The organism is Virgibacillus doumboii (assembly GCF_902806455.1).
Taxonomy (GTDB): domain Bacteria; phylum Bacillota; class Bacilli; order Bacillales; family Amphibacillaceae; genus Lentibacillus; species Lentibacillus doumboii.
Map to the genome: position 1 here is coordinate 1 of NZ_CADCWQ010000001.1, position 23,891 is coordinate 23,891.

Genomic DNA, 23,891 nt, shown 5'->3' on the forward strand with positions numbered 1-23,891 from the left:
GATGGACATCTGTGTATGTGAATACTGGGAAATATGATTATTCTCGTAAATTTGGAGCAGCTTCAGGTATTTCTATAGATTTACGATATCCCCCTGGATCTACACTCTCTCCGTCTACAGCAGCGTCAGATGTGTATAAAATACAGGTTGTAAACGCTTACTTTTTAGAATATAATGAACTAAATCGATTTAGTAAACCGAATTAGCTGAAAGGATAGACAAAGTGAAAAAAGCAACCATAGCAGATGTAGCAAATAAAGCAAAAGTTTCAAAAAGCACAGTTTCCCAATATCTCAACAAACGATACGAATATATGGGAGACGGAACAAGAAGGAGAGTTGAGGAGGCGATTTATGAACTAGATTACAAAGCAAATTTTGTTGCAAGAAGCCTAAAGCAAAAACGTACCTTTACAATTGGTGTGATTGTTGCCAATATTTTGCATACCTTTTCGACACAAGTAATTCGGGCCATTGAGGATGTCTGTAATGAACAAAATATACATGTCATTGTTTGTAACGCTGACGATGAACCTGAAAAAGAAAAAAAATACGTTGAAATGCTAAGGGCTAAGCAGACTGATGGATTGATTGTCTTTCCTACCGGTGGTAACAAGGATTTGTATAGAGAAATGGTAGATGAAAGATATCCACTTATTTTTTTTGACCGCCATGTTGAAGGGCTAGGGATAGACACAATTCTTCTTGATAACGAAGAAGCTGCAAGTCTAGCTGTTACTCATTTAATTGAAAATGGCCATCGACATATCGGAATGATCACAACATCTTTGATACGGAACATAACCCCAAGGGTTGAAAGAATTAAAGGTTACAAAAAAGCATTGAGATCTTATGGGATTGAACCTGTGAAGCAGTTTGTGAAGGGGCTTGATGTTCATGAAATTGAGGCCGGTATTGTAGAAATGTTATCTTTAAAAAAACCACCTACTGCACTATTTGCCGGAAACGATTTAACATTAATGGAAATTCTTAATTTTGTTAAAAAACATAAAGTTAAGATTCCAGAAAGTTTTGCGTTAATAAGTGTTGATGATGTTTCATTCGCTAATATATATAATCCCCCTATAACAACAATTTCACAACCGGCAGAAGAAATGGGTAAAAAGGCTGCTGAGATACTGCTCGAAAAAATTAAGAATAAAGAGCATGTAACAAATGGTCAAATATATCGATTTAGCCCAACTTTGATAAGACGACACTCTTGTTAAGTATATAAGATGAAAAATTTATTTAATTAGTATTATGAGGATTACAAAAACTGTACTGTTTTGAGGAACTTGAATACCGTGTCTATTATTCTAAAGAATATTCTTAAATAATATCTGTACTTTTAGCTTTTTGGCAGCACGTTTACGCCAAAATTGACAAAAACTGTTTTCATCTAAAGTGTCATAAAGATGTTTGGGTATAAAAATCCGTTAATGTATTCAGGAAGGAATGAGCAATTGTCAAATGTACTTACCCGTGACTCCAACTGCAAGACTTCTTTATAGCCAAGCCTAAAGGAGCTTGTATCTTTCTGAAAAATGAAACAAGATAAAAAACCTGACACCAAAACCCGTACTACATTATTTTTATAAAATTTTTCTTTAAATAAAAGTGTATGTTTTTTTCGAGAGGATTTGGCTAGTTATATTAGATTGGGGATATTATACATGAAAATAAATGATATAGATTTGTTGACAGATACTCCATTTGTCTCTTTGGATTTAGAGATTATGGATAGAAATATTAATTGGTTGCAAGATTTGGCAAATGAGTCAAATGTTAAAATCCGTCCACATACTAAAACTCATAAAAGCCCCTATATAGCTCATCAACAGCTCAAGGCTGGTGCGAATGGTATTACTACCGCTAAATTAGGTGAAGCTGAGATAATGTCAAATGCGGGGATAGATGAAATTTTAATCGCATTTCCCTTAATAGGGCGAAAAAAACTAGAAAGATTCAGTGATTTATTAAAAAGAGCAAATTTGACTGTTGCTTTGGATGATATAAAAGTAGCTCAGGGATTAAATGAAGTGGGTGAGATCCATAAGAAAAAAATACCTGTATATATTGATGTGGATACTGGGTTGAATCGTATGGGTAAATCTTCGGAAGAAAGTGTTAAATCAATACTCGAAATATCGACATTACCTTATATAGAAATAAAGGGTTTAATGAGCCACACAGGTCATGCTTATGCGGAAAAAGATGAAGAGGGAATAAGAAAGGTTGCTATAAATGATGCAACTATATTACAAAATACAAAACTATCATTGGAAAAGGAAGGATTGTATATACAAGAAATTAGTGTTGGAGCAACAGCAACAGCACGATTTATAAAGGAAATTCCATTTATAACTGAGGTGCGAGCAGGGATGTACGTTTTTAATGATCGAATGGTTATGGGGACGGGAGGAGCAAATGAAGAAAGCTGTGCTATTACTGTTTTTGCGACTATCGTTTCTCATCCCGACAGTGGGCGTTTTATTATAGATGCGGGTAGTAAAACACTTGCACAAGATTCATATAAAGGTGGAGGTCATGGGTATATAAAAAATCATGAAAATTTAGTTATTAAAAGTCTTTCGGAAGAACATGGAATTATTGAAATACAAGGTAAGACAAATTTAGGGATAGGGGATGTTATAGAAATTATTCCTAATCATGTTTGTCCTGTGGTTAATTTAGCGGATCAAATTTTAGGTTTCAGAAATGGCGAATTAGAACGTATTATTCCTATTAAAGGGCGAGGAAAAAATAAATGAACACTTTTTAAAACGAACCTTGGATATTGGACGTAAATTAAATAGATTAAAAAGAAAGATCAATATTTTGAATAAAACAGCCCAGCTGTTTTAGAAATTAAGCGAGGAGACTACTAGTGGGAGGTGAAAATAAATATAGTAATAGTAGCAGTTTATTTTTTTTAATAAGGGGGTCCGTCGCTGTTTTACAATATTTTGGTTTATCTTGGAATTTAAATTAATTTAACCTAATTTGGAGGGTTATTAATGAAAAAAGCTATTAGTGGTTTAGTGTTAACAATTATTGCGATTTTACTAGTCGCGTGTGGGAGTAGTGATGCAGAAGGCGACAATGCAGGAAGTAATGATGGAGACAAAACAATTAGAGCAGGCATTGGGCTAAATGAAAACCACCCACAGTATAAGGGGTTAGAACGATTTAAAGAAATAGTTGAAGAAAAAACTGATGGAGCAATCCAAGTTAAACTATATCCAAGTGAGCAACTTGGTAGTGATCGTGAAATGATTCAAGCAGTTCAGAATGGAAACCAGGAAGTTACTATACCTTCAACTGCAACCGTAGCAAACTTTGTTCCTGAGTTTAATGTATTGAATTTCCCATTTTTATTTCCTGACAAAGAAACTGCTGATGCAGTATTAGATGGGGAAACAGGAGAAAAGTTATTGAAAATGCTTGAAGCTAAAGGTATGGTCGGTCTGGGGTTTTGGGAGGAAGGATTTTATAATGTCACAAATAATGTTCGTCCGATAGAAACTGTTGAAGATTTTGAAGGTATAAAGTTACGTACCATGGAGAATGAATTGTTGTTAGATGTATATAGTGAACTAGGTACAAATCCAACACCTATGGCATTCGGTGAGGTATATACTGCATTACAACAGGGTACTGTTGATGGCCAAACCAATCCTTTATCACAAGCATACACCTCTAAGTTTTATGAGGTACAAGAGTATTTATCCGCTACTCATGAGTACTATGGGGTTTGGCCATTTATAATTAATAAAGACTTCTTTGATAGTTTGACGAATGAACAACAAAACATTATAAGGGAAGCAGAAAAAGAAGCAAGAAAGCATCAAAGAGAGTTGAACAGGACACAGAACGAAGATTTTCTAAAAAATTTAAAAGAAGAAGGTATAAAGTATAATGAAGTCACGCCAGAAGCAAGAGAAGAAATGAGAAAGAAAATTCAACCACTATTAGACGATGCCGCAAAAGATATTCCAGGAGATATTGCAGAGGAATTTTTTGATTCAGTGGAAAAGGCTAAACAAAATTGATTTGTTTTATTGATGACTAGAGTTATAACTCTAGTCATCAATAAAAAATAATTAGGAAGGAACTCAAAATGAAGCTTTTAAAATTTTTGAACGAGCATATTGAAGAGGTAATTTTAGTCATATTGTTATCAATTATGGTTGTTTCAACTTTTTCACAGATAATTATGCGCCAGATATTTAATAATTCACTATCATGGTCATCGGAATTGTCTAGGTATGCATTTATATGGTTAGTATTTATTGGTGTAAGTTATGCAACGAAAAAACAAAAACATCTTAATATAGATGTAATGGTAGGAAACCTAAGTGGTCGAAAAAAAGATTTAATTTCAATCATTAGTAACACTATTTTTATTGTTTTTTGCATTATTGTAATATTTTACGGAGGTAATAGTACGATAGAGATTTTTAATTCATCACAAGTCAGTCCTGCTATGCAAATACCACAAGGAATAGTCTATTTAGCACTTCCGGTGGGGTTTGGTTTAACATTAATTCGATTAGTTCAAAACATAATAAGTGACTTCAATTCACTTCAAGAATCAAAGTTGAATTGAAAATCAAGGTAGCCTTTTAAATTGTGAGGGGTGTAATCATTTATGTTCTATTTAAGCCTGTTTGGTTCTTTTGGTCTTTTATTATTAATAGGAGTTCCAATTGCTATTTCATTAGGTTTAGCCAGTATTTTTTCTATTCTTATTACCGGAGACACTACGATAAGTTTTTTAACGGTAAACTTTGTTAACTCTATAGATTCTTTCCCAATTTTAGCGGTTCCATTTTTCATATTTGCTGGTGAAATTATGGCGCAAGGGGGTTTATCGAAAAGATTGTTTGGTTTAGCCGACTCAATTGTTGGTAATAAAACTGGCGGGTTAGCTATTGCTGCGGTTATTAGTTGTATGTTTTTTGGATCAATTTCGGGATCAAGTCCTGCAACTGTTGCGGCGATGGGAACAATTATGATTCCGGCAATGGTACAAAGAGGTTATAACAAAACATTTGCGACTGCGACTATTGCAGCAGCAGGCTCACTAGGAGTTATTATTCCCCCTAGTATTGATATGATTATGTTTGGTGTTACGAGCAACACTTCTATAGGAAATATGTTCTTGGGAGGTATTTTACCTGGTATTTTACTTGGGACGTGCCTGATGATATGGGCTTACATATACAGCAAAAAAAATGGGTATACAGGAACAGATGAAAAGACTTCGATAAAGAGAATTTTAACAGAATTAAATAATTGCAAATGGGCGTTACTGATTCCAGTTGTCATACTGGGAGGAATTTATAGTGGTATATTTACTCCAACAGAATCAGCTGTGGTTGCCGTAGTTATTGCGCTGGTGTCAAGTTTCTTTATTTATCGTGAAATGGGACTCCGTGATATTCCAAAGCTAATGGCAAGTTCATCAGCAACTATCGCAACAATACTCATAATCTTAAGTGCAGCTACAGGTTTTGCAAAACTATTAACCATAAAACAGGCCCCTCAACAAATGGCTGACTTTCTTTTGTCAGTTACTGAAAGTCCTATAGTTATTATTATATTGATAAATTTAATGCTACTAGCTGTCGGGACATTCATGGACTCTGTTCCATCAATAATTATACTAACTCCAATTTTATTTCCAATAGCAACTAACTTAGGATTCGAGCCTGTTCACTTTGGGGTTATGATGATTGTGAACTTATCTGTTGGATTTATTACGCCTCCAGTTGGAGTTAATTTGTTTGTGGCCTCTGGGATTTCTCAACTGTCCGTTACACAAATCGCTAAATCTATAGTACCGTATTTTTTAGCTATGGTTTTTTCATTATTTATTGTTATGATTTGGCCAGAACTATCACTGTTTTTAGTAAATCTAACACAATAGAAATTATTCACGGGAGTGTTCTATCATGAATTATATTTTGTATGATAAAAATTTTATTACAATTGAGGATTTAAAAATCGATATGGAAGACAGAGGTTATCAATTTGGTGATGGAATTTATGAGGTCATTGGTGTATATAATGGAAAGACTTTTAAAATGATTGAACACCTAAATCGTCTTGAAAGAAGTGCAAAAGAGTTGCAGATAGATTTCCCGCACGACTTTAGATTTTTAAAAGAAAGTCTGGAAAAACTCCAGTCTCTAAATGGTTTGCAAAACGGGATGATATATCTTCAGATTACCCGAGGTGCAGCCTCGCGAGTTCATCATTTTCCAGGGAGTGATGTCCCCCCTGTTTTAATCGCTTATACAAGGGAGATGAACGATAATAGCTTTATTCAAAAAAAAGGTGTCGAATGTATAACAACAGAGGATTTAAGATGGCTTAGATGCGATATTAAGAGCCTAAACCTTTTAGGAAATGTACTAGCAAAACAAAAAGCAGTTGAGAACAATTCCTTTGAGGCCATATTATGTAGAAATGAAATTGTTACTGAAGGGTCTGCTACAAACGTATTCATAGTTAAGAATGGTGTACTGTATACCCATCCCGCAAATAATTATATTTTAAACGGAATTACAAGAAGTACGGTTATTGAACAATGTAGAAAGATGAATTATAAAGTAGAAGAGAAACCTTTTAAGACACAAGATTTACTCGACGCAGACGAAGCATTTTTAACAGGGACGCTGATTGATGTTGTACCGGTTAGGAAGATAAACGATTATAATATAGGTTCAGGAGTACCGGGGTCGATAACAATTGGCATACAACAAATATTTAATACTTTGATAAATTGATATTCTAATTTTAAGGGGGAATTTATCTGTAGAAAGTGGTTACGTCAAATATAATAAATATTTATTATCATTTAAATAGATTAAACTTTGTCAAACACGCTTGTTAGTATGCAGAATGTTTAACATTAAGATGTAATTCATATTTTGATTATAAGGAGTGATTACTTGAAAATTATTCGTTTTTTGGATGAAAATCATACCTTGCAATTGGCAGCTGTGAATAATGAAGATCAAGTTTATGTGTTACCGTTTAAACATTTTACAGATGTCATTCATACGGCAAATCTAAAGAATTCTACACCTGTGCACTTGATTCAAGAAGTGATTTATCAATCATTGCCTTTGGAGTCAGCTTTAAAGGATCTTACATTACTAACTCCAATTGATGCCCCCGAAGTATGGGCGGCGGGGGTTACTTATGAAAAAAGCAGAGATGAAAGGAATTATGAGGCTACTGGAGGGAAATTAAACGCATCAACCTTTTATGACAAAGTATACAATGCTGAAAGGCCGGAACTTTTCATGAAGTCTACTCGGGATCGAACCGTTGGTCCTGACCAAGATGTTTATTTAAGGGGTGATTCAAACTGGCAAATTCCTGAACCTGAGTTAGGCTTAGTTCTAGATTATCAGGGTGATATTTTGGGCTATACTATTGGCAACGATATGAGCTGTCGTGATATTGAAGGGGACAATCCCCTGTATTTGCCACAGGCAAAAATTTGGAAAAGTTCATGTTCAATTGGTCCATCTATCCGTTTGGTGGAAACGGTTGAAGATCCCTATAAACTCCAAATTACCTGTCGTATTTTTCGCAATGAAGAGAAAGTATTTGAATCTTCTGCAAGTACCAGCCAATTAAAAAGAAAACTCACAGAACTTACCTCCTACCTTGTAAGGGACAATATTGTGTTTGACGGCACTGTTCTTTTGACGGGAAGTTGCATAGTCCCACCACACAATTTCACTTTAACAGATGGTGATCGTATTGAAATTGAAATCCCCGAAATCGGTATTTTAAACAACCTAGCGAAAGCCCAAATAAAAGAATCAAACTATTAAATCCGAGATTACTAAGAAAGGAAATGGTGAGTAAGATGACTATCCAGAAATCTGTAAAAACGTATAAAAATTACATTAAAGGCGAGTGGATAGACACACTTGCTGATAAAGTACAGGTGAGTCTCAACCCGGCAAATACCAAAGAAATAATTGGATATGTTCAGGATTCTTCCAAAAAGGATATTGATCAGGCAGTAGAAGCTGCGAAAAAGGCATGTAAACCCTGGAGTAAGTTTACAGGAGCAGAAAGAGGTAGCTTTCTTTATAAAACCGCGGACATCATGGAAAGTCGTTTGGATGAAATTGCGGAAACAATGACACGGGAAATGGGAAAAACTTTCCTTGAGTCGAAAGGGGAAACTGCTAGAGGAGTAGCCATTTTACGATATTTCGCTGGTGAAGGAATGAGAAAGGTAGGTGATGTTATACCTGCTACTAACAACAAAGCCCTCATGTATACAAAAAGGGTTCCACTAGGAGTAGTAGGTGTTATTACACCCTGGAACTTTCCAGTTGCCATTCCACTGTGGAAAATAGCACCCGCGCTGGTATATGGAAATACAGTTGTCATGAAACCTGCCGGCGATGCTGCTGTTACAGCAGCGAAAATTATTGAATGTATGGAATTAGCAGAATTACCTACAGGTGTTATAAATTTTATTACCGGACAGGGGTCAGTTGTAGGAAATCGATTGATTCACCATCCAGATGTAAACGGCGTTACTTTTACAGGGTCCAATCTGGTTGGAAAGCAGGTTGCTGAAGGAGCAGTTGCCAGAGGAGCTAAATATCAATTGGAAATGGGGGGGAAGAATCCAATCATCATTGCTGATGATGCAGATCTTGATGATGCAGTTGAAGCAACAATAAGCGGGGGGCTTCGTTCTACAGGGCAGAAATGCACAGCGACTAGTCGAGTGATTATTCAAAAAGGAATATATGACCAATTTAAAGAAAGATTGCTAAGAAGGACAAAAGAACTGGTCATTGGTGATGGGATGAAAGAAAATACGTGGATGGGCCCAAGTGTTAATGAGGGACAATTAAATACGGTTCTTTCCTATATTGACAAAGGAAAAGCCGAAGGAGCCAATCTCCTTTTAGGAGGAAATCGTCCCAAGGATCCTGACTTGCAAAATGGGCTTTTTATTGAGCCGACAATATTTGATCATGTTGAATCACAAATGACTATTGCACAAGAAGAAATCTTTGGTCCAGTTTTATCTCTGATTAAAGTGGATTCAATTGAGAAAGCATTGGAACTTGCAAACGATATTTCATTTGGACTGAGTGCATCCATCTTCACAAAAAATATTGATAATGCATTTCAGTTTATTGATGAAATCGATGCCGGATTAGTTCGTGTCAATTTTGAAACCGCCGGCGTAGAGTTGCAAGCACCATTTGGTGGTATGAAGGATTCTAGCTTTGGATCCAGAGAACAAGGTGAAGCAGCTAAAGAATTTTTCACTGAGATTAAGACAATTTTTGTAAAACCGTAGATTTACAAGGTGTGTTGAAGGATGAAACGCCCATTACATTTGGTGGTTTAATTTGATTTGATCAACAAAGGGGGGGATACAGTTGAAGTTAGTCACTTTCACTTATGAAAATCAAACTGCTGTTGGCGTCGTAAAAGGGTAAAACATAATCAAACTGAACCAGGTATTGAATCAATCAGATTTGACGATGCCCCAACTAGTTGAAAAAGCCTTAACTAATATTAAAAAAGTCGCAATGAAAATTAATGACATTGAACTGATTCCGAGTGGCTATCGAATATTAAATTACAATGAAGTCACCCTGGATGCCGCTTGGAAATCCAGGGAAGGTTATCTGTATAGGGGACAACTACATGGACCATTACCGTGAACATAATATTAGGCCACCGAAAAGCCCGTTGATTTTTTCAGCATGGGCCAGTTGTTGTCAGACTAAACCACCAGATTATTTTACCTCAGGAATCAAAACAAGTGGATTATGGAGCTGAACATGGCGTGGTGCTTCAAAAACTGGGGAAAAATTTCAAAAAGAGGAGGCACTGAATCATGTTTTCGGTTATCTCATCATTAATGATGTTAGTGCAAGAGGTTTTCAATTCGCAGACGGCCAATGTGTCCGCGGATGAGATTGGCGAGCCGTAACAACTTTCCATTAAAACAAAGTGAGTGATGAAATATTACAAGATTCTAATACAAAAAAATGATTTTTGATGCATGTTATATTATTTCTTATCTTTCCAAAGGCTTTACTTTTAAGTCTGGGGATTTGATAGCGAAAGAACGTTAAAGAATCCTTGTGTTCGTGATCGTCAGCTATAGTAGGGAAAAGCGGAAAGTCAAAACGAGTTAGAAAGGGTTGAAGTAGCCAATGCGATTGAGTGGAAAAGTTGCTTTAATTACTGGAGCGGGCTCAGGGATTGGAAGAGAGACTGCACTCTTGTTCGCACAGGAAGGTGCTTTTGTTGTTGTCAACGAATTAGATGAAGTAGCAGGTCTGGAAACTTTGAAAGAGATTGAATCAAACAAGGGTAAGGGTGTTTTCATCCAAGCGGACGTAACTCAGCCCGATGACGTAGAACAAATGGGAAGAAAAATCATTAATAGTTATAAGAGGATTGATGTGCTGTTCAATAATGCGGGGATTAGCGGAGTGGGACAATTACATGAAATAGACCAACAAACCTGGAATAAGGTTTTCGACGTTAATGTTAACGGTGTTTTTCATGTATCCAAAGCAGTGCTTCCTTATATGATGGAGCAGCAAGAAGGTTCAATTATCAACATGTCCTCTTGTATTGCGGAAATCGGCCTTAATAACAGGGCCCCTTATGCCGCTTCTAAAGGGGCTATTTTGTCATTAACCAAATCGATGCAGGTTGATTATGCAAAATATAATATTCGTGTGAATGCGTTAATGCCGGGAACTATTTACACTTCGTTCGTAAAAGATTACCTATCCAAAGATTCAAATCCCCAAGAAGCAGTAGAGGCAATTAAAAGCCGTCAGCTTGGCGGAGATTTAGGCAAGCCTATAGATGTGGCGTATGCTGCATTATACTTGGCATCAGATGAGTCAAAATTTATGATGGGTTCCCCGTTTGTGATTGATGGTGGAGTAGTTAATGGTAAATCAAATTAACTGGTTTTTATAATAGAAAGATTATATAAAAAATTACTTTACCTATAGTGTCCTCTATTAAGTATTAGTCTTCTAAAATCACAAAGAAGTTGATCAAACTATTGGAATACTTGATGCTTGATAAAAATTATGTTTTGCCTGCTTACGTTATCAGTGACACATAGTCATAAACAATTAACCTAAAGTTTTAGAATCGATTTATCGGCATGTCTTAGGCGAACAGTAAACACTGTATTTGTTTATATAGTAATCGTAGCAACAGCAGTTATTTTATTCTTATTACCTATGTTACCTTGTTAAATGACCTAGTCTATTTTATTATCATAAGAATTGGAGAGATGAAATCATGTCTAATATTGAAAGCAAGTTGTCAGAATTGGGTATTGACCTTCCAGAAGCACCAAAACCTGCAGCGGTGTATGTACCTGCCAAAACTGTAGGGAACCTGGTTTATACTTCTGGTCAAGATTGTAAGGAAAACGGAGTATTAAAATATGAAGGTAAATTAGGGTCAGATCTTACAGTTGAAGAAGGATACGATGCTGCAAGACAGACAATGATCAATTGCTTATCAGTTTTAAAAGGTCATATTGGAAGTCTCGATAAAGTGAAACAAGTTGTAAAACTATTGGGCTTTGTCAATTCTGCTGATGGATTTGTAAAACAACCTTATGTTATGAATGGTGCATCTGAATTGCTTGAGGAAGTGTTTGGAGAAAGAGGGAAACACGCACGGTCGGCGATTTCCGCAAATGAACTTCCTTTTAACACCCCTATAGAAATTGAAATGATTGTAGAAGTTGAAAGTGTATAAGTGTTGAATTCCAAGGTTTCAGTGGTTTAGTGATTATTGGAATTAAGTAGACCTACATTTCAAAAAAGCATGATTAAGTTAAAAAAGTGAATTTATTTATTTCATTAAGAAAAACAAATGCGGCTAGGATTAAATCATTGTCGTACAAGTCAATGTTTGGTTATACGGAGTTCATTTTTGAGGCTTTTGACATGTTGGTTTACTTTCTTAAAGTTTTGATAACGGCTGGCATGGAGAACTTGTTCTTGCATAATAACCAACCTCAGTTCATACAATGTACAGTTTTCACTTCGGTAAATATTCACACTGAGGTTGTTCAATTTTTTGCTTTGGTAATCTTGGTAGTTTAAGTTTACTTCACCTGTTTTTCAGCCTTTTTCTAGCACTTCCATAGCCATTTCGGAATCCGGACGCATCCAGACGGTAAGGATGCAGAGGTGTTATCTCAAATAAATGCGGATACACTAGATTGGGACGTTGTGCTGTAGTGAGTTTAATTTGAGAAGGTCCTACCATGAAAATCTTTAAGGCTAGTGTTTTCTTGAAGTTGATTTTAGCTTTATTTCAATTCGGCTTTATTAGTTTTGAATCTAGTTTATCAACATGACAAACAGTGATTTCAAAATTACTGACGGATGTCCTGTTTTTAGAAACTTAATTATGCATTTGAGAGAAGTCAATGAAATCCTTTTAATTGCAGTTAGATGTGGTGACCTAGCATCAAATCTTTCAGGTTTTTGATTTAAACATTTGAAGTTTGATATACTTATGTTTTGGCAATTTTGAATGATAAACCCATCCTTACCGAAAATATACTACTTATATTATTCAATATATATCTGGCAATAGTCATGTTGTCATTTAATTTTTACCATAGGTTTTGTAAGGGACCTATAAATATACAAAAGAGAGAGGGTGATTTACAAAATGTGGACTTAATTTGAATAAGAGCCGGGTAAACAGAAAAGGAACAAGGAGGATTGTCTCATGGATGTGATGACACTGGGAGAAAGTATGGCACTATTTACACCTAAAATAAAAGGATACATGCGTTATGCGTCGGATTTCACGGTTAAAGTAGCAGGTGCGGAATCAAATGTGGCAATCGGATTAGCTCGGTTGGAATATAGGTCAGCGTGGTTAAGTAGACTTGGCAACGATGAATTTGGGAAAAAGATTTTGATGTACATTCGTGGTGAAGGGGTGGATGTAAGCCAGGTGCACATTGATGAATCAGCTTCAACCGGCCTTTACTTCAAAGAAATGCTGACTTATGATGAAATGAGGGTACAGTATTATCGGAAGAATTCCGCGGCAAGTCGCATGAAACCTTCCGATTTGAATGAGGAATATATTGCAAGTGCGAAGTTTTTACATATTACTGGGATTACGCCTGCTCTTAGTGAAAGCTGTTATGAGACGGTAATGAAAGCAGTGGAAATTGCAAAAAGGAATGGAGTAACCATTGTATTTGATCCAAATTTACGTCGGAAGCTTTGGTCAGAAGAAAAAGCCAGACAAGCTCTACTTGAAGTTTCCGCCAAAGCCGATATTGTGTTGCCTGGGATTGATGAAGCAGAGTTTCTTTTTGGTCAAAGTGATACGGAAACCTTGGCAAGACAACTTTATAAACACGGGGCATCCATTGTTGTATTAAAAATGGGCTCAAATGGGGCTTTTTATCTTTCTGAGAAAGAACAGGGTCATGTCCCTGGATTTCCTGTTAAGCATGTAGTTGACCCAGTTGGTGCCGGTGATGGATTTGCGACAGGTTTTTTATCGGGATTGTTAGATGGTCTAGAGCTTGAAAAGTCTGTAAAGCGTGGAGCTGCAGTTGGAGCACTCGTGACAATGGTTAAAGGGGATGTAGAAGGTTTGCCTGACAGGTCCAGATTAAACTCTTTTATAAAAGGGGAAACCAAGGTGGATGTGATTAGATAACAAACTGACTATAGGAAGGAACGGTAAATTACAATGAACACTTTACAGTCTATTTATGAAAATAAACTTGTGGCCGTTATTCGTGGAGCAAGGGAAGAAGAGATTGTTTCAATTGCCAAGGCACTCCGTGAAGGTGGTATAAATATTCTTGAAATTACTGCGGAAACGCCTAATGTTTTACCCTTGATTGAACGTTTATCATCTGAATTTGGTAGTGAGGTAACGGTCGGAGCTGGTACAGTGCTTGATTCGGAAACTGCACGGGCGGCAATCATGGCGGGGGCGGAATTTTTATTTTCTCCGACGGGCAACGCGGCAACGATTCAATTGTCGAAGCGCTACGGGGGAGTCAGTATTCCGGGGGCAATGACACCGACGGGGGGTTTGATGGCGTACGAGCAAGGGGCTGATTTGGTAAAATTGTTTTCAGCGAATATTATGGGTCCGCGGTATTTGAAAGATGTACACGGTCCATTGCCACATATACCACTTATGCCGACAGGCGGTGTCAATCTTGACAATATCGAAGAATACTTTCAAAATGGAGCGGTGGCAGTGGGGCTTGGTAGTGCACTCATTAATATGAATCAGCCAATCAATGAAACAACATTAAGGGAAATCACGAAAAAAGCTTCACAGTTTATGAAGAAAATCAAATCATACTAGGTTATAGTATTGCCATAATTTGAAATAGTTAAGTATCAACAAAAAGGTTCCTCTTACGAAATTAGTCGTAATCCGGATAGTATATACCACTTTTCCTGAAAAAATTAAAAACATTAATGTTTAAATTAGCTGAAAGGTATTTAATTTCTTTGTTCCGCACTCGCTCAATGAAATAAGTAGCTTGTCTTGTCAAAGAGTTTTTTCACCTATTCAGTGTATACGACATTCTCAATCCGAAAGGAACGAGCTGTGCTACAATAGTCATACTTATATTTCTCTACAATTTTCATATGAATAGTTTTCTAAAAACTTCACATTTGTCTTTGTAAAATGGTTATGCTTATTATTAGTTACAATTACAATTGAAGCATCCCAGAAATCTTTTCTTTTGTTGTGTTGTTTTAACCTGTCATAGAAGTTTTCTCATGTATTGAAATGAATAGCTGGGAATGTAAACTAAACTGTGTAGGTAGGAATCCGTACGCATTTCTACTTACACATTTTAAATTACACTCACTTCACTTCCATAATTAGTTGGCTGTAACCATATGAAAGGGTCAGTCCCTCACTGTGCTAAAGCGTTAGTGTGGCGGGGGTCTAACCCTTTTATCTCTATTTGTCCCCTTTAACCTTCCTCACTTGTCATTCTACTCTTCAAATGGATTTTCAACATATGGTCCCTTAATAGCCAAGTTCATAAGTTGTGTTGCCATAAATTTTGGAGAATAAGGTCTATCATTTTCTAGCCACCAAGTAACAGTCCCCAGGAAAGCGGATTCCACATACACCACTACAAACTCTCTGGAAGCAGTCAATTTCCTGTCGTCTGGTACAAATTGTTGCAGTCCTTTCGAGATAAACTCATGAAAGATTGATTGTAGATTAGATTTAAAGGATGACATATTGCTTTTTGTAAGCATGACTCTGCAGAAGTTAGCGTGTTCTGCAACCTTTTCAAATAGATTGATAAAAATAGGATACGGGTGGCCACTGTCAAAGCGATAATTATTATCAGGTGCATTAAAGCTATTATGCAATTCATTGATAACCTCTTCCATGCTTTGATCCAGCAAATCATACTTATCATGGAAATGAAGGTAAAAAGTAGCCCGATTTACAGTTGCACGGTTGGATATATCTTGAACTGTAATCTTGTCAAAACCAACTTCATCAATTAATTCTACCAATGCATTTTTCAACAGTTTCTGTGTACGGATTACTCTGCGGTCATTATAATTTAATTTTTTAGACAATTTTTATCACCCTGTCTATTATTTTTGAAATTTTAGAACGACTTTCCCAAATCCGTTGTTTAGTAGGCATTTACCTTCAAACTGTTGTTTGTACCTTATTATATCGTATGCTATATTAATAATAGACATGGTGTCAATTAAGTTGATTTAACTATAGAATGACAGCTTTATCAAAAGTACCAGAATACTAGGTTATAAAAAATAAGAGGGGTGAATGTATATGGGAAGATTAACAGGAAAAGTCGCAATTATAACAGGTGCTGCAAGTGGAATGGGATATGAAGAGGCAATGCTTTTCGCAAAAGAAGGTGCAAAAGTAGTTGCGACGGATTTAAACGAAAGTGCCGTCCAAGCAGCGGTCAAAAAGATAACATCAAACGGTGGTGATGCGATTGCCATTCAGCATAATGTAGCAAATAAAGAGGATTGGGAAGCGGTTTACCAACAAACGATAGAAAAGTATAGTAAATTGGATATATTGGTTAATAATGCAGGAATTTCACAGGCAGCATCGATGGATGAGTTGACAGAAGAACAATGGGACAAGATTGTTGATATCAATTTAAAGGGAACATTTTTCGGAATACAATTGGCTGTACCGCATTTCCGAAATAACAAAGGAGGTTCCATTGTCAATATTTCGTCCATTGCAGGATTAACTGGAAGTTCCGGAGCTGGAGCTTATACCGCTTCTAAAGGCGGTGTCAGGATGCTGACAAAATCCGTTGCTGCAGATTATGGAAAAGATAATATCCGTGCTAACTCTGTTCATCCAGGGTACATTGTTACACCGATGTCCAAAGATTTTATGGAGGATGAAAAATATAAAGGATGGTTTTTATCACAAACCCCACTCGCCAAATTAGGTAAGCCGGAAGAGGTTGCCGAAGCTGTGTTGTTCTTAGCCTCAGATGCTGCCTCTCACATAACCGGGGTGGAATTGCCAGTAGACGGCGGTGTAACAGCTATATAGATTGAAATGGAAAGGGTCAGTCTCCAACTGTGCTAAAGTGGGGACTGATCCCTTTATTCAACGGCTTCATATTTGACCATGGGGACAGGCACCCCGGTCCACTCCACTTTTCAGAAATTTTGTCCGGCAGCCGATGGACACGTTATTTAATGTTTTACATGATTTTTTATGTTCATTAATACCTGAAAATGGCCCAAGTATCCTGTCCCTTTGGCCCTTTCCCCTTGTCCCTTTCCCAAATATAAAAATACAAGTATTTACTTAATAATTATAGAATAAATGTTCGCATAATGTTATAATAAGATTAATAGATTGGCTTCGCATGAGGGGTTTGGTAGCACTGTTACTCGTCGGTAGTCTTCAGTGGGAGACTTCCCGGGGAGGGAGACCAGCCTATGGACATTGTTGATGCGCTAACGCTTATGATATCCTTCGGGATGTTAGTGGCGATTATCGTATCTGATATTAACCATAAAAAATAATCCCTCCTATGCGTTTGACAGGCGCTGAGGGATTATTTTTCCAAAAAGCTGCCTAGCCCCTCTTGATGGGGTTCTGTCTATTGCGACCGCTCCATGTACCAGCATGGGCGGTCTTTATTAGTTTATGCAATTCCAATGTTTCTATATTCATTATACCACGAAATCAAAGACTGTATACATTATTCATTCGAATTTACTATTGTGCTGTGTACCCGCCATCAACTACCAGGGAATTTCCAGTCATGAAGGCGGAGTCATCGCTAGCCATAAACAATACGGCTTTCCCCCTTATTTGTAAAATAAGAGTATTTTTCCCCTCTGACTAAGTCTATTATACTCTGAATTCAGAATAAATGGGTGAAAAATGCTTGAATAGCGTGTTGATAGCTGTTGTAAGGTCAGACCCCAAATTTTTTCACGTTCATTAATACTGAAAAAGGTCCAGGGAGCCTGTGCCCTTGGACCTTTTCGTTACTGATAACCATAAAAAATAATCCCTCATGCACTTAGTTTAGCCGGTAAGTGGGTGATTATTTTCCCTATATTTATTATACCACGAAATCAATATATGGACCATGGAGCGGCACCCTGGTCCACACGATATTTAATGATTTACATATTTTTTACGTTCTTAATATCTGAAAACTGGTCCAAGGCCCCTGTCCCCTTGGACCAAGGCCACCCTTGGACAGGACCACAGACCAGGACCACAGACCAGGACCACACCCTTGGACCAGAAAATTAATCTCCTATTTTTGTCACACCCTCATTGTGACAATCTTATGACAACTTACCCATTTACTTTTAAAATTCTCTGATATAATTAAAATTGTGAAAGCGATAACATACAAGGGGGAGTTTTAATGAGAAATAAATTCAGCTTTTTAGTTGTTATGCTATTAGCAATCATCATTGTCATTGCTGGTTGCAGTTCTTCTTCCGGAAATGACGGAGATGGTGACAGCGGCAGTGATAACGAAGGAACTACTCTAACAGTGGCAACAGTTAACAACCCGGATATGAAGATCATGCAAGAGTTAACAAAAAAACACTTTGAAAAGGAAACTGGAATTGAAGTGGAATTTGTCGTCTTGCCGGAGACGGACCTCCGTAAAAAGGTAACAGAAGACGTTGCATTGGGAGCAGGTGCTTTTGATATTGTAACGATAAGCACATATGATACACCAATTTGGGCAGAGAATGGCTGGATTGAGCCAATAAGTCCATATTTGAATGAATTAACCGATGAAGAAAAAAAGGCTTACGACTTGGAAGATATTTTCCCATCTATGAGATCTGCGCTTACGTATGATGACAGCTTATACGCGTTACCTTTCTATGGAGAAAGTACCATGCTTTATTACAATAAAGAAATTTTTAAGGAAGTAGGATTGGAAATGCCGAAACGTCCAACGTGGGAAGAGGTTGGACAAATGGCCAGAACAATAAAAGAGGAAACCGGCAATCCGGGAATTGTACTGCGTGGACTGCCGGGGTGGGGAGAAATGATGGCACCACTCACAACGGTTATTAATGCATTTGGCGGCCGCTATTATGACGAAAATTGGAATGCGCAGCTTAATAGTGAAGGGACTGTAAATGCTGTTGAATTCTATGTTGATTTATTAAAAGATGCCGGACAGCCAGGAGCAACAAGTACAGGATATACGGAGGCGCTAACGATAATGTCTACCGGAAAAGCAGCAATGTGGTATGACGCGACAGTTGCTGCAGGAACACTGAACAATCCTGAAGATTCATCGGTAGTAGGTAAAATTGGTTATGCGTTTGCTCCAACACAAGTGAAAGAGCAAAATACCGGTGGACTATATGCCTGGTCACTTGCGATTGAGAAAGCTAGTAAAAATAAGGATGCTGCATTTGAATTTATTAAATGGTCTACCAGCAAAGAATATGTTGAACTTGTCGGAGAGGAAAAAGGTTGGGTGGTTGCCCCTTCTGGAACCAGAATTTCCACGTACGAAAATCCAAAATATCAAGAAGCAGCGCCTTTTTCTGATATGGTTTTAGAAAGTATTCAGAGCGTGGATTATGATAATCCGACAGTAGATCCAGTACCATATGTTGGAGCTCAGTATGTGGCAATCCCTGAGTTTCAGTCACTCGGAACCGAAGTCAGTCAGCAAATAGCCGCGGCAATTGCGGGAGATAAGACAGTTGAAGAGGCTATGGAGGAAGCTCAGAAACTTGCGGAACAGGCTGCCAAAGAGGGTGGATACAAATAAAATTTGTCTCCTTGAATAGTCATATGATGTTGATTGTTTAATAGGATCCGGTTTTTTAGATGAATAGAAGAAGGATGGGAAGTTTTGACCTTCTTCTATTCTTTCATCATTGTTTTTAAAAGGGAGTAAGCGTATGAAAGCAATTGAACAAAAGAGAAAGTCTGTGAACAAGCCACCAACAAAAAGATTAATTTTACCGAGTGCTATTTTCCTGATCATTATGACGCAAGTTCCGTTTCTTATTACAATCTATTATAGTTTTCAGGATTGGAACTTATTGCGCCCTGATCAGGGGATTTCATTTTCGGGGTTGTCAAATTTCAAGAACCTCCTGACATCTGCTTCCTTTTATAAAGTATTAGGAAATACTTTTGTATTAACATTTGCTGCCTTGATTATTTGTTTTATATTAGGGTTTGCCCTTGCATTATTAATGAATCGTAACTTTTTCGGGAAGGGCATTGTTCGGACGATGTTTATAACGCCATTTTTTGTCATGCCGACCGTATCAGCAATTGTATGGAAAACGTTGGTTTATAATCCCAGCTACGGGTTAAGTGCTTATTTTGCAAATGTTTTTGGAACAGCTCCAATTGAGTGGTTATCAGAACATCCGCTGTTATCAATTATCCTGGTTGTATCCTGGATGTGGACTCCGTTTTTCATGCTTATACTATTGGCGGGACTGCAATCTCGTCCAGGCGATTTAATTGAAGCAGCTCAACTGGATGGAGCTAATAAAATCCGTCAGTTTATCCATGTGACAATACCACATTTGGTTAACTATATTGAAGTGGTCATTATATTGGGACTGATGTTTATATTACAAGTGTTCGGTGAGATATATGTAACTACTTCGGGTGGGCCAGGGTTTGCTTCTACAAATCTGTCATTCTATGTCTACCGTACCGCATTTCAAAGCTGGGAAATAGGTGAAGCATCAGCGATTGGTGTATTGACGGTTATATTAACCATTATTATGATGTTGATTATGTTTAAAGTCTTACGTCGCATGTTCAGGGAGGAACAGTCATGAAAAAAATAGTATCTGGTGGACTGACACTGTTTACCTATTTACTGGCATTCGTGTTTTTCTTCCCAATTCTATGGATTTTCATAACAGGATTTAAAACAGAAAGTGAGGCAATTAACATCCCGCCTTCCATATTTTTTGAACCAACGCTTGAGAACTTTCAAATGGTATGGGGAATGGGAATAGGCGAGTTTTTTATAAATTCAGCAATTGTTACTGTTTCGTCCACATTATTGGCGCTGCTGCTTGGCGTACCGGCAGCTTATGCCCTTGCGTTATTTAAAATTAAGCGAAAGGACGATATTTTATTCTGGATTATTTCAACCCGCTTTTTGCCAATAGCGGGGATCATTATCCCATTGTATTTGATATTTAAAAACATTAATTTATTGGATTCATTACTTGCCTTAACCTTACTTTATGCTGCAATGAATGTACCATTAATTATCTGGATGATGCGGTCCTTCTTCAACGATGTCTCCATTGAGATTATTGAAGCCACACGAGTTGATGGTGCAACAGGCTTACAGGCATTCTTTAAAGTTGTTTTGCCGCTTGTCAGACCCGGACTTGTTTCAACTGCACTGTTATCCATGGTATTTGCATGGAACGAATTTTTCTTTGCTGTAAGTTTAAGTTACACAAATGCCGCAACATTACCGGTTAATATGGCATCTTATATGACACAGGAAGGATTGTTCTGGGCGCAAATGTCCGCCGCTGCATCGATTTCAATTTTACCGGTCATTATTTTGGGATGGTTTACACAGCGGCAATTAGTAAGGGGATTAACGATGGGGGCTGTAAAAGGATAATACCCGATTATATAGATAGATATAAAGGAAAGGAATGATTAAAAAATGAAGGCTTTAGTCATTGAAAAGCCATATGATGCCACTGTAAAAGATGTACCTTATCCAAAGCCGGCATCAGATGAAATCACCATTAAGGTTGAAAATATTGGTATTTGCGGGACAGATATTCATATATTTCAAGGTGAGTTTCTTTCACCTTATCCAATTATTCCTGGTCATGAATTTTCAGGTACTGTTTATGAAATTGGTGAAAACGTACAAGGTTTTGAGGCGGGAGATCGGGGTACTGCCGACCCGTCCCTGTTTTGTGGACATTGTGAATTTTGTTTAACGAATCGTGGCAACCAATGCGAAAATTGGGGAGCCATTGGAAACACGGTTGATGGGAGCATGGCAGAGTATGTAAAAGTGCCCAGTAAAAATGTCGTTAAAATACCTGATTCGATGTCGTTCGCTGAAGCTGCTTTTATTGAGCCAATGGCATGTGTTGTGCACGGAATGAATCGACTGCAGCTCCAGGTAGGCGATCGGGTAATACTATTTGGAGCTGGAGCGATGGGCCAACAACTCGTTCAATCCGTGAAAATGGCTGGGGCTTCAGAAATTGTTGTTGTAGATATCTCCCAAAACAAGCTTGATATGGCATTTGAGTGGGGAGCAACGAAAGGCGTATTAAGTAAAAATATCGGAACTGAATTAAGTGAGGAAAAGTATCCGAATGGTTTTGATGTCGTTATTGACGCAACTGGTATACCTGATGTTATTGAACAGGCTTTTGACTATATGGGAAAAACGGCAACCTATTTACAATTTGGCGTTACACCTAAAAATGCGAAGGTAGAAATTGATCCATTCAAACTATATAACCAGGATTGGACAATTCTTGGTACCATGGCAATTAATCATACGTTTCTGCCGGCCTTCCAGTGGGTGAAAAATGAACGTATTGATTTAAAGCCTATTATTTCAAAAGAAATTTCACTTGAACAAACTATTGATTTTTTGAAAGGGCCAAAAGATTCCAACGATTTAAAGGTTCAAATAAAAATATAAGACGAATGTGTATCAAAGGACCCGGGAAAGTCACATGTCGAATGTGGCTTTTCCTTTTATTGCTAAGGAGGCTGTATAATGGATAATGAATTATTGATGGGAATTGATATCGGAACTCAGGGTGTGAAAATTCTTGTGATCATTCAAAATGGAGACATTATTGCAAAAGGAAACCATACTTATGATTTCGAAGTTCCAAAGGCAGGTTGGGCAGAACAGGATCCACTGCAATGGTGGGATGGTGTAACAAAATCATTGCAACAGATTTGGGACCAAGGCATTAAAGCGGAACAAATACAGGGGATAGGTATATCAGGGCAAATGCACAGCCTTGTTTTGCTGGATAAAAATATGGAAGTATTGGGTAACTCTATTTTGTGGAACGATGTACGAACCAACGAAGAATGTGAAGAGATTGAACAAATTGTCGGCAAAAAGAAAGCCTCAGTAATTACTCGAAATGCAATACTTCCGGGGTTTACTGCACCTAAGCTGTTATGGGTCAGGAAGCATGAACCAGAAAGGTATTCCAAAATCAGACATGTGATGCTGCCGAAAGATTATATTGTATTCAAGCTAAGTGGAATTTTTTCATGTGATGTTTCAGATGCAAGTGGCACAGCTTTATTTGATACAGAAAAACGCAGCTGGTCGAGGGAAATAATTGAACGGCTTGAAATACCATTTGAATGGCTGCCGGTAGTCCATGAAAGTCAGACTGTTGTAGGGGGAGTATCGCAACAAGCTGCACAGTCAACAGGTTTAACAAAAGGTACCAGGATTGTAGCCGGGGCTGGCGACAACGCAGCAGCGGCACTCGGAAATGGAATAGTTGAAGAAGGTTCCGGAATGATTAGTGTCGGGACGTCAGGAACCGTTTTTGCACCATTGAAAGAACTTTCTCCGATTCACGATGGGGGACAATTGTCTACCTTACATTTATTTTGTCACTGTGTACCTGGAACCTGGCATGCTATGGGTGTAACATTATCAGCAGGCATGTCATTAAATTGGTTCAAGCATACATTTTCGGAAAAAGACACGTATGATCAGTTTCTTACGGGAATTGAAGCTATTCCAGCCGGTTCTGAAGGATTATATTATCTTCCATACCTTAATGGGGAGCGGACACCGCATAATGATCCACATGCAAGGGGCGTTTTTTTTGGAATTCACTATAATCATTCCCGCAAGCATTTTACAAGGGCCGTTCTCGAAGGTGTCTCATATAGCCTGAGGGATTGCTATGAGTTGATAAAAATGAATAATGTGTCCATTAATAAGCTGTACGTTACGGGAGGTGCGAGCAAAAGTTCCGCATGGAGACAAATTTTAGCTGATATTTTAGGGCGTAAGCTAACATTTTTTGATGATAGGGAAGGACCTGCTTTTGGTGCTTCATTATTAGCCGGACTTGGTATAGGTGTTTGGGAAAGCCCAACAATGTTACCGGCGCTTTTCGAAAATAGTGAGGAAACGAAGGCACTGGGGCAAAATGTGAAAACGTATGAAGATAATTATCAAATATATAAAAGCTTATATACGCAATTAAAGCCTTTATTTAATATGAAACAGAAATAGGATAGTATAGAATTATAAAGCCAATTCAGTGGATA

Annotated in this window: 22 protein-coding genes and 1 pseudogene; 21 read left to right on the forward strand and 2 right to left on the reverse strand. The window is 37.6% G+C overall.

The genetic code is table 11. The features are described from left to right. From G6R02_RS19880 to G6R02_RS00065, 14 genes are all read left to right on the forward strand, one after another. The coding region (locus tag G6R02_RS19880) for a hypothetical protein (protein ID WP_205520005.1) at positions 1-206 on the forward strand (206 nt) is incomplete at its 5' end. Positions 207-223: 17 nt separating this feature from the next. Further along, positions 224-1,228 carry a substrate-binding domain-containing protein gene (locus tag G6R02_RS00005; protein ID WP_164667201.1) on the forward strand — a complete coding sequence of 335 codons (1,005 nt, stop codon included), beginning with the start codon at positions 224-226 and terminating at the stop codon, positions 1,226-1,228. Between the two features lie 447 nt (positions 1,229-1,675). Then, positions 1,676-2,773, forward strand: coding sequence for an alanine racemase (locus tag G6R02_RS00010; protein ID WP_164667202.1), 1,098 nt, complete (start codon positions 1,676-1,678; stop codon positions 2,771-2,773). Between the two features lie 246 nt (positions 2,774-3,019). Continuing rightward, entirely contained in the window at positions 3,020-4,054 is a 1,035-nt protein-coding gene (locus tag G6R02_RS00015) for a TRAP transporter substrate-binding protein (protein WP_164667203.1), read from the forward strand. A 68-nt stretch (positions 4,055-4,122) separates the two neighbouring features. Beyond that, a complete protein-coding gene (locus tag G6R02_RS00020) occupies positions 4,123-4,611 on the forward strand; it encodes a TRAP transporter small permease (RefSeq protein WP_164667205.1) in 489 nt (162 codons plus the stop codon). Between the two features lie 42 nt (positions 4,612-4,653). Beyond that, a complete protein-coding gene (locus tag G6R02_RS00025; protein WP_164667206.1) occupies positions 4,654-5,934 on the forward strand; it encodes a TRAP transporter large permease in 1,281 nt (426 codons plus the stop codon). 25 nt (positions 5,935-5,959) lie between these two features. Beyond that, a complete protein-coding gene (gene dat, locus G6R02_RS00030) occupies positions 5,960-6,796 on the forward strand; it encodes a D-amino-acid transaminase (RefSeq protein WP_164667207.1) in 837 nt (278 codons plus the stop codon). Between the two features lie 165 nt (positions 6,797-6,961). Next, the gene (locus tag G6R02_RS00035; RefSeq protein ID WP_164667208.1) at positions 6,962-7,858 is read left to right on the forward strand and encodes a fumarylacetoacetate hydrolase family protein; all 897 of its coding nucleotides are present in this window, start codon (positions 6,962-6,964) and stop codon (positions 7,856-7,858) included. A gap of 35 nt (positions 7,859-7,893) precedes the next feature. Further along, entirely contained in the window at positions 7,894-9,360 is a 1,467-nt protein-coding gene (gene gucD / locus G6R02_RS00040) for an alpha-ketoglutaric semialdehyde dehydrogenase GucD (protein ID WP_164667209.1), read from the forward strand. A 539-nt stretch (positions 9,361-9,899) separates the two neighbouring features. Next, complete coding sequence (locus tag G6R02_RS20385) at positions 9,900-9,986, forward strand: fumarylacetoacetate hydrolase family protein (RefSeq protein ID WP_164670266.1); 87 nt, start codon at positions 9,900-9,902, stop codon at positions 9,984-9,986. 242 nt (positions 9,987-10,228) lie between these two features. Further along, positions 10,229-10,999, forward strand: coding sequence for an SDR family NAD(P)-dependent oxidoreductase (locus G6R02_RS00050; RefSeq protein ID WP_164667210.1), 771 nt, complete (start codon positions 10,229-10,231; stop codon positions 10,997-10,999). 346 nt (positions 11,000-11,345) lie between these two features. Further along, positions 11,346-11,813, forward strand: a complete 468-nt coding sequence (locus tag G6R02_RS00055) for a RidA family protein (protein ID WP_164667211.1) — start codon at positions 11,346-11,348, stop codon at positions 11,811-11,813. A gap of 987 nt (positions 11,814-12,800) precedes the next feature. Beyond that, entirely contained in the window at positions 12,801-13,754 is a 954-nt protein-coding gene (locus G6R02_RS00060) for a sugar kinase (RefSeq protein ID WP_164667212.1), read from the forward strand. 33 nt (positions 13,755-13,787) lie between these two features. Beyond that, complete coding sequence (locus G6R02_RS00065) at positions 13,788-14,420, forward strand: bifunctional 4-hydroxy-2-oxoglutarate aldolase/2-dehydro-3-deoxy-phosphogluconate aldolase (RefSeq protein ID WP_164667213.1); 633 nt, start codon at positions 13,788-13,790, stop codon at positions 14,418-14,420. 647 nt (positions 14,421-15,067) lie between these two features. Here G6R02_RS00065 and G6R02_RS00070 read toward each other — a convergent pair. After that, the gene (locus tag G6R02_RS00070) at positions 15,068-15,673 is read right to left on the reverse strand and encodes a TetR/AcrR family transcriptional regulator (RefSeq protein WP_164667214.1); all 606 of its coding nucleotides are present in this window, start codon (positions 15,671-15,673) and stop codon (positions 15,068-15,070) included. Positions 15,674-15,893: 220 nt separating this feature from the next. On the opposite strand from G6R02_RS00070, the gene G6R02_RS00075 reads away from it, so the two are divergent. Both G6R02_RS00075 and G6R02_RS20390 read left to right on the forward strand, forming a co-directional pair. After that, entirely contained in the window at positions 15,894-16,646 is a 753-nt protein-coding gene (locus G6R02_RS00075; protein WP_164667215.1) for an SDR family NAD(P)-dependent oxidoreductase, read from the forward strand. A gap of 395 nt (positions 16,647-17,041) precedes the next feature. Then, entirely contained in the window at positions 17,042-17,128 is an 87-nt protein-coding gene (locus G6R02_RS20390; protein ID WP_425509055.1) for a putative holin-like toxin, read from the forward strand. A gap of 196 nt (positions 17,129-17,324) precedes the next feature. On the opposite strand, the pseudogene G6R02_RS00080 reads toward G6R02_RS20390, so the two are convergent. Next, positions 17,325-17,411: pseudogene (locus G6R02_RS00080) on the reverse strand (SDR family oxidoreductase); the annotation flags it as partial. Between the two features lie 580 nt (positions 17,412-17,991). On the opposite strand from G6R02_RS00080, the gene G6R02_RS00085 reads away from it, so the two are divergent. From G6R02_RS00085 to xylB, 5 genes are all read left to right on the forward strand, one after another. Then, entirely contained in the window at positions 17,992-19,374 is a 1,383-nt protein-coding gene (locus tag G6R02_RS00085) for an ABC transporter substrate-binding protein (protein WP_205520007.1), read from the forward strand. A gap of 133 nt (positions 19,375-19,507) precedes the next feature. Then, positions 19,508-20,410, forward strand: a complete 903-nt coding sequence (locus G6R02_RS00090; protein WP_164667216.1) for a carbohydrate ABC transporter permease — start codon at positions 19,508-19,510, stop codon at positions 20,408-20,410. Continuing rightward, positions 20,407-21,222 (forward strand): carbohydrate ABC transporter permease, encoded by an 816-nt coding sequence (locus G6R02_RS00095; protein ID WP_164667217.1) that lies wholly within the window; start codon positions 20,407-20,409, stop codon positions 21,220-21,222. Before G6R02_RS00090 ends, G6R02_RS00095 begins: the two co-directional genes overlap by 4 nt. 45 nt (positions 21,223-21,267) lie before the next feature. Further along, on the forward strand, positions 21,268-22,275 hold the full coding sequence (locus G6R02_RS00100; protein ID WP_164667218.1) for a zinc-dependent alcohol dehydrogenase family protein: 1,008 nt from the start codon (positions 21,268-21,270) through the stop codon (positions 22,273-22,275). Between the two features lie 78 nt (positions 22,276-22,353). Next, a complete protein-coding gene (gene xylB, locus G6R02_RS00105) occupies positions 22,354-23,856 on the forward strand; it encodes a xylulokinase (protein ID WP_164667219.1) in 1,503 nt (500 codons plus the stop codon). The last annotated feature ends 35 nt before the right edge of the window (positions 23,857-23,891 follow it).

What these genes read in the sequence shown, in the direction of transcription:
- G6R02_RS00010 (WP_164667202.1), top strand. Translation starts at nt 1,676, where the DNA reads ATGAAAATAAATGATATAGATTTGTTGACAGATACTCCATTTGTCTCT.
- gucD (WP_164667209.1), top strand. Translation starts at nt 7,894, where the DNA reads ATGACTATCCAGAAATCTGTAAAAACGTATAAAAATTACATTAAAGGC.
- G6R02_RS20390 (WP_425509055.1), top strand. Translation starts at nt 17,042, where the DNA reads ATGGACATTGTTGATGCGCTAACGCTTATGATATCCTTCGGGATGTTA.
- G6R02_RS00090 (WP_164667216.1), top strand. Translation starts at nt 19,508, where the DNA reads ATGAAAGCAATTGAACAAAAGAGAAAGTCTGTGAACAAGCCACCAACA.
- G6R02_RS00065 (WP_164667213.1), top strand. Translation starts at nt 13,788, where the DNA reads ATGAACACTTTACAGTCTATTTATGAAAATAAACTTGTGGCCGTTATT.
- dat (WP_164667207.1), top strand. Translation starts at nt 5,960, where the DNA reads ATGAATTATATTTTGTATGATAAAAATTTTATTACAATTGAGGATTTA.
- xylB (WP_164667219.1), top strand. Translation starts at nt 22,354, where the DNA reads ATGGATAATGAATTATTGATGGGAATTGATATCGGAACTCAGGGTGTG.
- G6R02_RS00020 (WP_164667205.1), top strand. Translation starts at nt 4,123, where the DNA reads ATGAAGCTTTTAAAATTTTTGAACGAGCATATTGAAGAGGTAATTTTA.
- G6R02_RS00095 (WP_164667217.1), top strand. Translation starts at nt 20,407, where the DNA reads ATGAAAAAAATAGTATCTGGTGGACTGACACTGTTTACCTATTTACTG.
- G6R02_RS00075 (WP_164667215.1), top strand. Translation starts at nt 15,894, where the DNA reads ATGGGAAGATTAACAGGAAAAGTCGCAATTATAACAGGTGCTGCAAGT.
- G6R02_RS00025 (WP_164667206.1), top strand. Translation starts at nt 4,654, where the DNA reads ATGTTCTATTTAAGCCTGTTTGGTTCTTTTGGTCTTTTATTATTAATA.
- G6R02_RS00100 (WP_164667218.1), top strand. Translation starts at nt 21,268, where the DNA reads ATGAAGGCTTTAGTCATTGAAAAGCCATATGATGCCACTGTAAAAGAT.
- G6R02_RS00055 (WP_164667211.1), top strand. Translation starts at nt 11,346, where the DNA reads ATGTCTAATATTGAAAGCAAGTTGTCAGAATTGGGTATTGACCTTCCA.
- G6R02_RS00050 (WP_164667210.1), top strand. Translation starts at nt 10,229, where the DNA reads ATGCGATTGAGTGGAAAAGTTGCTTTAATTACTGGAGCGGGCTCAGGG.
- G6R02_RS00015 (WP_164667203.1), top strand. Translation starts at nt 3,020, where the DNA reads ATGAAAAAAGCTATTAGTGGTTTAGTGTTAACAATTATTGCGATTTTA.
- G6R02_RS00060 (WP_164667212.1), top strand. Translation starts at nt 12,801, where the DNA reads ATGGATGTGATGACACTGGGAGAAAGTATGGCACTATTTACACCTAAA.
- G6R02_RS00085 (WP_205520007.1), top strand. Translation starts at nt 17,992, where the DNA reads ATGAGAAATAAATTCAGCTTTTTAGTTGTTATGCTATTAGCAATCATC.